Consider the following 11,582-nt stretch of genomic DNA (forward strand, 5'->3'; position numbering starts at 1 on the left):
CTGCCGCTGACCGGCAGGGCATGCTGATGTGGTCGAAATTCCCGGGAGGGGCGCGACGCTCGTCGCGCAGGGACGCTCCAGAAGAATCCGGCCAGGGCCGGTTAAAAAAAGCTTTTCCATGTGGAGCATTTGATGAGTGATCAACAAATGAACGAAATGTCGTCGCAACAACCGCAGGATGCAGGTCAATCGTCCCAGGCCGTCCTCTTGCCGGGTGCCATGCTGGCCGCTGCACGCCAGAAGAAGGGTTGGTCGGTGGAGCAGGTGGCCAGCCTGGTCAAGCTGGCACCGCGCCAGATCCAGGCCATCGAGGCCGACAATTACGCCGCCCTGCCTGGCCTGGCCGTGGCGCGGGGCTTCGTGCGCAGCTATGCCAAGGTGCTGGGGCTGGACGCCAATGCCTTGACCGCTGCCATGCCGCAGGAGTCGGCCGTGGCGCAGCGCGATCACATCGTGCCGCAGCATTCGCTGTCTACGCCTTTCTCGGAAGGTCCGTTGCCGGCCATGATGATGAGCACCCGCGGCAATAGCTCGGCCTTGCCCATCGTGGCGGGCGTGATCGTGGTCGCCTTGCTGGCCGGTGCGGCTGCGGTGCGCTGGACCGATCTGGGTGCAGCAGTGCCGCAACTGGCCTGGTTGAAGTCGCACAAGAACGAAGCGTCGGCCCCGGAAGCGGCGCAAAATGCTGAAACCGTCTCTTCCGATACACCGGTCAATGCCCGTGTCGATACGATTGTCGAGCCGACCGGAAATGAGGCGGCCAAGGAATCATCGGCTGCTGCCACCGCAACGCCCGCGCCCGCTCCGGTAGCGTCCGTCGCTGCTCCTGTGGAGGCGGCGACCCCGGCCGCTGCGCAACCGGCTTCGACCGTGACGGCGGCGCCTGCTTCGGCCACATCGTCTTCATCACCCTCGTCGTCTGCCCAGATGGCCGCGACCACTGTTCCCAGTGGCCTCAACATCGTCAACAGCAAAGACCTGCTGCGTCTGACCTTCCGCGAGGACTCCTGGGTCGAGATCCGTCGTGCCGACAAGAGCACCGTGATTTCGCGCCTGCTCAAGGCCGGCACCACCGAAACCTTCGACGTCTCCGACGCCACGACCCTGATCATCGGCAATGCCTCCGGCGTCGACGCCACCTTGCGCGGCCAGCCGCTGGACCTGAAATCCCCGGGCGGCAGCAACGTCGCACGGCTGAACCTGAACTGAACCGTCTGCCTATCATGTCTTCCTCCCCGATCGCTTCCGGGCCGCTGGCCCGCCGCAACAGCCGCCGCGTGATCATCAGCCACGGTGCGCGGGAGATCGTTGTCGGCGGGGGGGCACCGGTGATGGTGCAATCCATGACCAACACCGATACCGCCGACGCCATCGGGACGGCGATCCAGATCAAGGACCTGGCCCGCGCCGGTTCCGAAATAGTCCGGCTGACCGTCAATACGCCCGAAGCGGCGGCAGCGGTGCCGGCCATTCGCGAGCAACTCGACCGCATGGGCGTGGATGTGCCGCTGGTGGGCGATTTCCACTACAACGGCCACACCCTGTTGACCGACTATCCCGAGTGTGCCCAGGCGCTCTCCAAGTACCGCATCAATCCCGGCAATGTCGGCAAGGGCGCCAAGCGCGACACCCAGTTCGCCCAGATGATCGAGGTGGCCTGCAAGTACGACAAGCCGGTGCGCATCGGCGTCAACTGGGGCAGCCTGGACCAGGCGCTGCTGGCGCGCATCATGGACGAGAACGCCGGGCGTGCCGAACCCTGGTCGGCGCAGGCGGTGATGTACGAAGCACTGGTCACCTCGGCCATCGAAAACGCCCAGCGTGCAGAAGAGCTGGGCATGGCCGGCGACAAGATCATCCTGTCCTGCAAGGTCTCCGGTGTGCAGGACCTGATCGCGGTCTATCGCGAACTGGCACGCCGTTGCGACTATCCCTTGCACCTGGGTCTGACCGAGGCCGGCATGGGCAGCAAGGGCATCGTGGCGTCCACTGCCGCGCTGTCGGTGCTGCTGCAGGAAGGCATCGGCGACACCATTCGTATTTCGCTCACCCCCGAACCGGGCGGCGATCGTACCAAGGAAGTGGTGGTCGGCCAGGAAATCCTGCAGACCATGGGCCTGCGCAAGTTCACCCCCATGGTGATCGCCTGCCCAGGTTGCGGTCGCACCACCTCCACCGTGTTCCAGGACCTGGCAGACAAGATCCAGACCTTCCTGCGCGAGCAGATGCCGGTGTGGAAGGGCAAGTACCCTGGTGTGGAGGCCATGAATGTGGCCGTGATGGGTTGCATCGTCAACGGCCCGGGTGAGTCCAAGCACGCCAATATCGGCATCAGCCTGCCTGGCACCGGCGAATCCCCGGCGGCACCGGTGTTCATCGATGGGGAAAAGAAGATGACCCTGCGCGGCGAACGCATCGCCGAGGAATTCCAGAATGTGGTGCTGCAATACGTCGAATCACACTATGGCCAGGGCAGCCATGCCTGATTGAGCTGCAGGATTGGGCTGCAGCTTGGGCCGCCCAGCGTGGCTGGAGGCGGCAGGCCATGCGTTACACTTGCCCACTTGCGCTGGACCGCTCGCATGAATGATGCGACAGGTGATAGCTTCCAGAATTGAAGTTTCAAGACAACACTCTCCGGTATTCGGTATGTCAGAACAAAAGAAAGTCGAAAAAATCGTTGGCGTCAAAGGGATGAACGACATCCTGCCCGCCGATGCGCCCTTGTGGGAGCTGTTCGAGAACACCGTGCAATCGGTGCTCAAGAGCTATGGTTTCCAGCAGATCCGCACCCCTATCGTCGAACCGACCGCGCTGTTCGCACGCGGCCTGGGCGAGGTGACCGATATCGTCGAGAAGGAAATGTATTCCTTCACCGACTCCATGAACGGCGACAACCTGACCCTGCGTCCGGAAAACACTGCCGGCGTGGTACGTGCCGCCCTTGAGCACAACCTGACCTATGACGGCCCCAAGCGCCTGTGGTACGTCGGTCCCATGTTCCGCCACGAGCGTCCGCAGCGCGGTCGTTATCGCCAGTTCCACCAGGTCGGAGCGGAGGCGGTCGGCTTCAGCGGCCCGGACATCGATGCCGAACTGATCATGATGTGCCAGCGCCTGTGGGATGACCTCGGCCTGTCCGACATCCGCCTGGAGCTGAACTCGATCGGCAACGCCGAAGAGCGCAACAAGCACCGTGCCGACCTGATCGCCTATTTCGAGCAGCACAAGGACCTGCTGGACACCGACGCCCAGCGCCGCCTGCACGCCAATCCGCTGCGCATCCTCGACACCAAGAATCCGACCATGCAGGAAATGGTCAACGCCGCCCCCAAGCTGCTCGACTACCTGGGCGAGGAGTCCCGCGCGCACTTCGAAGGCGTGCAGAAGATCCTGCGTCACAACAATATTCCGTTCACCATCAATCCGCGCCTGGTGCGCGGCATGGACTACTACAACCGTACCGTGTTCGAGTGGGTCACCGACCAGCTGGGTTCGCAAGGCACGGTCTGTGGCGGCGGCCGCTACGACCCGCTGATCGAAATGTTCGGCGGCAAGCCGACGCCGGCCTGCGGTTTTGCCATGGGCGTGGAGCGCCTGCTGGAGCTGATGAAGGCCAACGGCGAGCAATATGCGCCCAACCAGTGCGATGTCTATCTGGTTCACCAGGGTGATGATGCCCAGCTGCAATCTTTCGTCCTGGCGGAACGTTTGCGGACTGCCGGGCTCGATGTTGTGCTACATTGCGCATCGTCCAATGGTGGTGGTTCGTTCAAGGCGCAGATGAAGCGCGCTGACGCCAGCGGCGCCGCCTTCGCCATCATCATCGGCGAGGACGAGCTCAAGGCAGGCACTGCCACCGTCAAACACATGCGCGAAGGCAACGCCGAGGAAGGGCGCGCCAACCAGAGCAACATGGCATTCGATGCCGTGGTCGACTACATCGTGGAGCAGATCGTCGGCGATCATGACCACGATCATGATCATGACCACGTGCACTACCACCCCTGAGCAAGCGTCATCCGTCAACACAGTTTTCTAATCGCAGAGTTACATGGCATACGATCTCGAAGAACAAGAACAGCTTGATTCCATCAAGGCCTGGTGGGCGAAGTACGGCAACCTGGTGACCTGGGCGCTGATCATCGCGCTGGCCGCCTATGCGGCCTGGACCGGCTGGAACACCTACCAGGCCCGCCAGTCCGGACAGGCCTCGGTGTTGTACGAAGAGCAGCAGAAGTCGTTCGCCGCCAAGGACAATGCCAAGGTGCAGCGCGCTGCCAGCGACATCCAGGACAAGTTCAGCGGCACGGCCTACGCCGAGATGAGCGCCCTGGTAGCTGCCCGTTCGGCCTTCGATGCCAATGACATCGAGACCGCCAAGAAGCAGCTGCAATGGGTGATCGATCACGGTCGCGGCAAGGAATACAAGGCAATCGCCGCAGTGCGTCTGGCTGGCGTGCTGCTGGATGCGAAGTCCTATGATGAAGCCTTTAAGCTGCTCTCCGGCGACTATCCGGCCCAGTTTGCCGGTGCCATCGCCGACCGCAAGGGTGATGTGCTGCTGGCCCAGGGCAAGCGCGATGAAGCGCGCTCCGCCTACAAGCTGGCCCTGGAAAAGAGCGACGCCAAGGATCCCGGTCGCCAGCTCATCCAGATCAAGCTGGACGCCATCGGCGGCGAAGCGCCCAAGGCCTGATCGGCTGACTGATATCGCGCCGGCATGAGGTCCGTCACGGCGGGCGTCGTGCCTGCCGCCCGGGTTGCGGAGAGCATCCCGGGAATTGAACCGCAATCCCACCGCGAATCCATTCATCGCTTAGAGGAAACAGAATATGCGTAGTGTGACAGCCACCGCTGCCCAGGCAACATCCTTTGCTCGTTCCCCTCGCACCGGTAGGCTGGTGCTGAAGCTGGCTGCAGTTGCAGCCGTGGTTACCTTGTCCGGCTGCTCGCTGTTTTCCAGCAAGAAGGATCCGAATCCGCCGGCACCGCTGGTCGAATTCACGCAGAAACTGCGCGTTCAGACCGCCTGGTCGGTCTCGGTGGGCAAATCCGGCAGCTTCCAGTTCAGCCCGGCCTACGCCGCCGGCAGCATCTTTGCCGCCGCCAATGATGGCAGCGTGGTTCGCATCAACGCCCAGAACGGCCAGACCCTGTGGCGCAGCCGTACCGACATGGACCTGACCGCCGGTGTCGGCACCGATGGCAGCACCGTGGTGGTGGTGGGGCAGAAGGGCCGTATCCAGGCTTTCGATGCCACCTCCGGCAAGCCTACCTGGAGCACCCAGGCGCCCAGCGAAGTGCTATCCTCGCCGGCAGTGGGTGAAGGTCTGGTGGTCATCCGCAGTATCGACAACCGCGTGACGGCGTATGATGCCGACAACGGCAGCCAGCGCTGGATGGTCCAGCGTAACGTACCCTCGCTGACGCTGCGCAATGCGCCGGGCATCGCGATCGGTTCGCAGACTGCCTTCGTGGCGCTGCCAGGTGGCCGTCTGTCGGCCCTGGCTCTGAATAACGGCGGTCCGCGCTGGGAAGTGCCGGTCGGCGATCCGCGCGGCACCACCGAGCTGGAGCGTATTTCCGATGTGTCCGGTGTGCCGGCGCTGGGTTCGCGTGATATCTGCGCCGCGTCCTACCAGGGCCGTATCGGTTGCTTCGACTTGTTGAATGGCAATGTGCGCTGGATCAAGGAGTTCTCCAGTGACGTCGGCGTCAATCTGGACGATGCCTATGTCTATGCCGCCGATATCGGCGGTGCCGTCACCGAATTCGCCCGCGATACCGGTGCCGTCATCTGGCGTAACGATCGTCTGAAGAATCGCATGCTGTCGGCCCCGATCGCCGTGGGCAAGGCAGTGGCAGTGGCTGACTACCAGGGCTATATTCACTTCCTGTCGCGTGAAGATGGTGCCTTCGTGGCGCGTCTGTCCACCGACGGTAGCGCAATCCAGGCGCCTCCGGTCTCGACCGGGTCGTCTGTCGTTTTCCAAACCAAATCAGGAACAGTGGTCTCCGTCGTCGCTGAATAAGTGACGAACGACCCTTAAAGAAAAGAAATGAAACCGGTAATTGCACTTGTAGGCCGTCCCAACGTCGGCAAATCGACGTTGTTCAACAGGCTCACCCGCAGCCGCGATGCGCTGGTGGCGGACCTGCCCGGCCTGACGCGCGATCGTCACTACGGCGAAGGCCGGGTCGGCGAACGTCCGTTCCTGGTGATCGATACCGGTGGCTTCGAACCCGTCGCCAAGGACGGGATCATGTATGAAATGGCCAAGCAGACCAAGCAGGCCGTGGTCGAGGCCGATGTCGTGGTCTTCATCGTCGACGGCCGCCAGGGGCTTACGCCGCACGACAAGACCATCACCGACTTCCTGCGCAAATGCGGACGTTCGGTGATGCTGGTGGTCAACAAGTCCGAAGGCATGAAGTACACCTCGGTCACGGCCGATTTCTACGAACTGGGCATGGGCGATCCTTACGTGATCTCTGCTGCCCATGGTGATGGCGTGGCCGATCTGGTGGAGGAAGCACTGGACCAGATCGAAGCCCAGCGCGCCCAGGAGCCGGAGCCGGAAGAGGCTGCCGTGCGCGGCACCAAGATCGCCATCGTCGGCCGCCCCAACGTCGGCAAGTCGACCCTGGTCAATACCTTGCTGGGCGAGGAGCGCGTGATCGCCTTCGACATGCCCGGCACCACCCGCGACTCGATCGAGATCCCATTCGAGCGCGAAGGCCGTCACTACACCCTGATCGATACCGCAGGCATCCGTCGCCGCGGCAAGGTGTTCGAAGCCATCGAGAAGTTTTCGGTGGTCAAGACCCTGAAATCGATTTCAGACGCCAACGTCGTGCTGCTGCTGCTGGACGCCCAGCAGGATATCTCCGAACAGGACGCCCACATTGCCGGCTTCGTGCTGGAGTCGGGCAGGGCGCTGGTGGTCGGGGTGAACAAATGGGATGGCATGCAGAGTGACCAGCGCGACCAGATCAAGATGGATCTGGAGCGCAAGCTCAATTTCCTGTCCTTCGCCAAATTCCACTTCATCTCGGCGCTGAAGTCGACCGGCATCGGCCCGCTGATGAAATCCATCGATTCGGCCTACGCCGCCGCCATGGCCAAGCTGAGCACGCCGCGCCTGACCCGTGCGCTGGAAGAGGCGCTGGAGCACCAGCAGCCGCGACGCAAGGGTTCGATCCGTCCCAAGCTGCGCTATGCGCACCAGGGTGGTCAGAACCCGCCGGTGGTGGTGATCCACGGCAATGCCCTGGAAGCCATCGACGACAACTATAAGAGATATCTGGAAAAGCACTTCCGGGAAACTTTCTCTCTGGTGGGCACTCCACTGCGTATCGAGTTCAAGTCGGGCAAGAATCCTTTCATCCGGCAGGAAAAATAAATCGTAAACCTGCTATTCGATCAATGTTTTTGGCGTTGGAGCGAAAATCGTTTAAATTGAATAGCATAAAGTTGGTAAAGCACTTGATATTCTTTGAAGTGCCTCCAAGTCCTAATCACAACAACACCGTGGAGCTGCCATGAGCAACAAAGGGCAATTGTTACAAGACCCATTCCTGAACGCATTGAGAAAAGAGCACGTTCCCGTCTCTATCTATCTGGTCAACGGCATCAAGCTGCAAGGCCATGTGGAGTCTTTCGATCAATACGTGGTCCTGCTGCGCAACACTGTTACGCAAATGGTTTACAAACACGCCATCTCCACCGTCGTGCCTGCACGTGCGGTCAACCTCAGTCTCGAATCCTCGTCCGACGAATAATGGTCTACCTGGCCGGCTTGACGCCGTGGGCATTCTGACATGCGTGCCGCGTTAGTCGGCCTGGACTTCGGCAAGAACGACTTCGCCGCAAGTCTGGATGAGCTCTTCCTTTTGGCAAAATCGGCTGGTGCAGAACCGGTGATCACCATCACCGGTCGTCGCGCCAGCCCGGATGCCGCTCTCTTCGTTGGTACCGGCAAGGCACAGGAAATCGCCGACGCCGTCGCCGACCTCCAGCTCGAACTGGTCATCTTCAACCATGCCCTGTCACCGGCCCAGCAACGCAACCTGGAGCGAGTGCTCAAGGTCCGTGTGCTCGACCGTACCAGCCTGATCCTTGATATCTTTGCGCAGCGCGCCAAGAGCCACGAGGGCAAGGTGCAGGTCGAACTGGCCCAGTTACAGCATCTCTCGACCCGTCTCATTCGCGGCTGGACCCACCTGGAACGGCAAAAGGGCGGTATCGGCCTGCGTGGTCCCGGCGAAACCCAGCTGGAAACCGACCGCCGCCTCCTGGGCGAGCGCGTCAAGGCGCTGCGCGCCGTGCTGGCCAAGCTGCGTCGGCAGCATGCCACCCAGCGTCGTGCGCGTGGGCGCAGCGAAACCTTCTCGGTCTCGCTGGTGGGTTATACCAACGCCGGCAAGTCGACCATCTTCAATGCCATGGCCAAGGCGGGCGTGTATGCCGCCAACCAGCTTTTTGCCACGCTGGACACGACCTCACGTCGCGTCTACCTGGGCGAGGTGGGACACGTGGTTATTTCCGACACCGTCGGCTTCATCCGCGAACTGCCGCACCAACTGGTGGAAGCCTTCCGTGCCACGCTGGAAGAAACCATCCATGCCGACCTGCTGCTGCACGTCGTGGATGCCGCCAGCCCGGTGCGGATGGAGCAGATCGACGAGGTCAACCTGGTCTTGAAGGAAATCGGCGCCGACCACGTGCCCCAGATCCTGGTCTGGAACAAGATCGACGCTGCCGGCCTGGAACCGGCGGTCGAGTATGACGAGTATGGTAAAATCCAGCGGGTTTTCGTCAGTGCCAAGTCTGGTGCTGGCCTGGATCTGCTGCGCGAAGCGATCGCCGCTTCGCTCAAGGCCGCCTTGGAGGCCAGGGGTCGCAGCCGTTCCACGCCAGTCGATTCCGTAGACATGCACGCCTGAGCCGTTCGAGGGGACGGCCTTTCGCACGTTCCCGGCGCGCATTCCTCCTTGATTCTCTTAATCCATCACTTCAGACGGATCGCAAACGCATGCTTGTGTCTTTATTCAGGAAAATCGGTGTCAAGTTTTCGTTGAACGACCCCCAATGGGGACGTGGTTCGCAAAACGACAACCGCGAGAATCAGAATAACGGAAGTAACGGCGACAAACGGCCCGAAAAACCGTCCGGCAACAACGACGGTCCGCCCGACCTCGACCAGCTCTGGCGCGACTTCAACCAGCGCGTCGCCGGCCTGCTCGGCCGCAAGGGTGGTGGTGGCTCCGATGGCGGTAACGGTGGCGGCGGCTTCAATCGCGGCGACGTCAAGGGCGCCGGCATCGGTGTGGGCGTCATCGCCGTCATCGTTGCCTTCCTCTGGCTGGCCAGTGGCTTCTTCATCGTGCAGGAAGGCCAGACCGCCGTGGTCACCACCTTCGGCCGCTACAGCCACACCACGCTGCCGGGCTTCAACTGGCGCTGGCCTTACCCCATCCAGGGCCATGAAATCGTCAACATGTCCCAGGTGCGTACCGCCGAGATCGGCTACCGCGGCAGCGTGCGCAACAAGCAGCTGAAAGAATCCCTGATGCTCACCGATGATGAAAACATCATCGACATCCAGTTCGCCGTCCAGTACAAGCTCAAGAATGCCGCCGAATGGCTGTTCAACAACCGCGATCCGGACGATTCCGTGCGCCAGGTCGCTGAAACCGCCATCCGCGAAATCGTCGGTCGCAGCAAGATGGATTTCGTCCTCTACGAAGGCCGTGAAAAGGTCGCGCTGGACGTGAGCCAGCGCATGCAGCAGATCCTGGACCGCTACAAGTCCGGTGTGCAGATCACCAACGTCACCATGCAAGGCGTGCAACCTCCCGAGCAGGTGCAGGCTGCCTTCGACGACGCCGTCAAGGCCGGTCAGGACCGTGAGCGCCTCAAGAACGAAGGCCAGGCCTATGCCAACGACGTGATCCCGCGCGCCTCCGGTGCCGCCTCGCGCCTGCTGGAAGAAGCCGAAGCCTACCGCTCCCGCGTGGTGGCCAATGCCGAAGGTGATGCCTCGCGCTTCACCCAGGTGCAGGAAGCCTATGCCAAGGCCCCGGCCGTCACCCGCGACCGCATGTACATCGAGACCATGCAGCAGATCTTCGCCAATACCACCAAGGTCATGGTCGATGCCAAATCAGGCAGCAACCTTCTGTACCTGCCGCTGGACAAGCTGATCCAGCAAAGCGGCAGCGACGCGGCTCCGGCCGCCGGCAAGCAGCAGGCGCCCGCGGCCAGCCAACCGTCGCTGGGCGCAGCGTCCTCCAATTCGACTGCAGGAAACGACACTGTGTATTCTTCCGAGCTGATGCGTGATACCAGAAACCGCGATCCCCGTGAGTCGCGTGAAAGGGAGGTGCGCTGATGGGCCGCCTCGTCACTTCCGTCATCGTCGCCGTCGTCGCGATCTGGCTGGCCTCTTCCACCATCTTCGTGGTGGACCAGCGCTCTTCGGCCATCGTCTTCGCCCTGGGCGAGGTCAAGCAGGTCATCAACGAGCCTGGCCTGCACTTCAAGCTGCCGCCGCCGTTCCAGAACGTGATGTACCTGGACAAGCGCATCCAGACCCTGGATACCCCGGACGCCGACCGTTTCATCACGGCTGAAAAGATGAACGTGCTGGTCGATGCCTACGTCAAGTGGCGCATCGTCGATCCGCGCCTGTACTTCGTCAGCTTCGGTGCTGACGAGCGCCGTACCCAGGACCGCCTGTCGCAGATCGTCAAGGCCGCGCTGAACGATGAAATCACCAAGCGCACCGTGCGCGAAGTCATCTCCAGCCAGCGCAACAACGTCATGGATGCCATCCAGGCCCGCGTGGCCAACGAGGCCAAGCAGATTGGCGTGGAAGTCATCGATGTGCGTCTGCGTCGCGTGGACTACGTGGACCAGATCAACGCCTCGGTGTTCGAGCGCATGAAGTCCGAACGCGTGCGCGTAGCCAACGAACTGCGTTCCACCGGTGCAGCCGAATCGGAAAAGATCCGCGCCGATGCCGACCGCCAGCGCGTGGTGATCCTGGCCGAAGCCTATCGTGAATCCGAAAAGATTCGCGGTGCCGGCGACGCCAAGGCCTCCCAGATCTATGCCCAGGCTTTCAGCCAGAATGCCGATTTCTACAAGTTCTATCGCAGCCTGGAGGCTTACCGCGCCAGCTTCAAGAACCGTCACGATCTGATGGTGGTAGACCCGAGCTCGGAATTCTTCAAATACTTCAAGGGTGTGGGTGGCAACACCACCAGCGCTGCAAAGAAGTAAAAATCCGCCGAACAGGCGATAATGTGAAGCTTCCTGCGCCGCCTCCGAGTGAAGCGGGCAGGGCGAACAGGATGGATGCCGCTGGTAGAGGGCATCTTTCCTTTTTTGGTCGGACACAATGTTCCGGGATGCAATTTTCCCGGGATGCAAGAAGAGGGGCGGCAGCTTTTCCTGTACCGCCCCGGTTTTTCGTCTGGCCGCTTGTTATTGCCGTGGTCGCCATTGCCATGATGGCCGTCGCAATGCATATCGCCGGTCCACGTATCCGTTTTTTTAGCTTTGACTTTTGTTT

General features: G+C 61.7%; 10 protein-coding genes. All 10 read left to right on the forward strand.

The window, feature by feature from the left end; translation table 11 throughout:
- Positions 1-132: 132 nt before the first annotated feature.
- The 10 genes from HFRIS_RS10475 (at position 133) to hflC (ending at position 11,290) form a co-directional block, all read left to right on the forward strand.
- Entirely contained in the window at positions 133-1,209 is a 1,077-nt protein-coding gene (locus tag HFRIS_RS10475; protein WP_039875260.1) for a helix-turn-helix domain-containing protein, read from the forward strand.
- A 14-nt stretch (positions 1,210-1,223) separates the two neighbouring features.
- Positions 1,224-2,486 carry a flavodoxin-dependent (E)-4-hydroxy-3-methylbut-2-enyl-diphosphate synthase gene (gene ispG, locus HFRIS_RS10480; RefSeq protein WP_006463306.1) on the forward strand — a complete coding sequence of 421 codons (1,263 nt, stop codon included), beginning with the start codon at positions 1,224-1,226 and terminating at the stop codon, positions 2,484-2,486.
- 163 nt (positions 2,487-2,649) lie between these two features.
- Complete coding sequence (gene hisS / locus HFRIS_RS10485) at positions 2,650-4,011, forward strand: histidine--tRNA ligase (RefSeq protein WP_039875262.1); 1,362 nt, start codon at positions 2,650-2,652, stop codon at positions 4,009-4,011.
- Positions 4,012-4,054: 43 nt separating this feature from the next.
- Complete coding sequence (locus HFRIS_RS10490; RefSeq protein WP_006463308.1) at positions 4,055-4,699, forward strand: YfgM family protein; 645 nt, start codon at positions 4,055-4,057, stop codon at positions 4,697-4,699.
- Positions 4,700-4,835: 136 nt separating this feature from the next.
- A complete protein-coding gene (gene bamB / locus HFRIS_RS10495; protein WP_039875264.1) occupies positions 4,836-6,035 on the forward strand; it encodes an outer membrane protein assembly factor BamB in 1,200 nt (399 codons plus the stop codon).
- 27 nt (positions 6,036-6,062) lie between these two features.
- A complete protein-coding gene (der, locus tag HFRIS_RS10500; protein WP_006463310.1) occupies positions 6,063-7,406 on the forward strand; it encodes a ribosome biogenesis GTPase Der in 1,344 nt (447 codons plus the stop codon).
- Positions 7,407-7,545: 139 nt separating this feature from the next.
- Positions 7,546-7,785: an RNA chaperone Hfq gene (hfq, locus tag HFRIS_RS10505; protein WP_006463311.1), complete on the forward strand. Its 240-nt coding sequence runs from the start codon at positions 7,546-7,548 to the stop codon at positions 7,783-7,785.
- 39 nt (positions 7,786-7,824) lie between these two features.
- Positions 7,825-8,949: a GTPase HflX gene (gene hflX, locus HFRIS_RS10510; protein ID WP_006463312.1), complete on the forward strand. Its 1,125-nt coding sequence runs from the start codon at positions 7,825-7,827 to the stop codon at positions 8,947-8,949.
- 89 nt (positions 8,950-9,038) lie between these two features.
- Positions 9,039-10,397: an FtsH protease activity modulator HflK gene (gene hflK / locus HFRIS_RS10515; protein ID WP_039875267.1), complete on the forward strand. Its 1,359-nt coding sequence runs from the start codon at positions 9,039-9,041 to the stop codon at positions 10,395-10,397.
- Positions 10,397-11,290, forward strand: coding sequence for a protease modulator HflC (gene hflC, locus HFRIS_RS10520; protein WP_006463314.1), 894 nt, complete (start codon positions 10,397-10,399; stop codon positions 11,288-11,290). Before hflK ends, hflC begins: the two co-directional genes overlap by 1 nt.
- Positions 11,291-11,582: the final 292 nt, after the last annotated feature.

Origin of the sequence: Herbaspirillum frisingense GSF30, from assembly GCF_000300975.2 — a bacterium.
Lineage (GTDB): Bacteria > Pseudomonadota > Gammaproteobacteria > Burkholderiales > Burkholderiaceae_D > Herbaspirillum > Herbaspirillum frisingense.

Excerpts from the sequence above, each read along its gene's own strand:
- HFRIS_RS10475 (WP_039875260.1), top strand. The coding sequence starts at position 133 with ATGAGTGATCAACAAATGAACGAAATGTCGTCGCAACAACCGCAGGAT.
- ispG (WP_006463306.1), top strand. The coding sequence starts at position 1,224 with ATGTCTTCCTCCCCGATCGCTTCCGGGCCGCTGGCCCGCCGCAACAGC.
- hisS (WP_039875262.1), top strand. The coding sequence starts at position 2,650 with ATGTCAGAACAAAAGAAAGTCGAAAAAATCGTTGGCGTCAAAGGGATG.
- HFRIS_RS10490 (WP_006463308.1), top strand. The coding sequence starts at position 4,055 with ATGGCATACGATCTCGAAGAACAAGAACAGCTTGATTCCATCAAGGCC.
- bamB (WP_039875264.1), top strand. The coding sequence starts at position 4,836 with ATGCGTAGTGTGACAGCCACCGCTGCCCAGGCAACATCCTTTGCTCGT.
- der (WP_006463310.1), top strand. The coding sequence starts at position 6,063 with ATGAAACCGGTAATTGCACTTGTAGGCCGTCCCAACGTCGGCAAATCG.
- hfq (WP_006463311.1), top strand. The coding sequence starts at position 7,546 with ATGAGCAACAAAGGGCAATTGTTACAAGACCCATTCCTGAACGCATTG.
- hflX (WP_006463312.1), top strand. The coding sequence starts at position 7,825 with ATGCGTGCCGCGTTAGTCGGCCTGGACTTCGGCAAGAACGACTTCGCC.
- hflK (WP_039875267.1), top strand. The coding sequence starts at position 9,039 with ATGCTTGTGTCTTTATTCAGGAAAATCGGTGTCAAGTTTTCGTTGAAC.
- hflC (WP_006463314.1), top strand. The coding sequence starts at position 10,397 with ATGGGCCGCCTCGTCACTTCCGTCATCGTCGCCGTCGTCGCGATCTGG.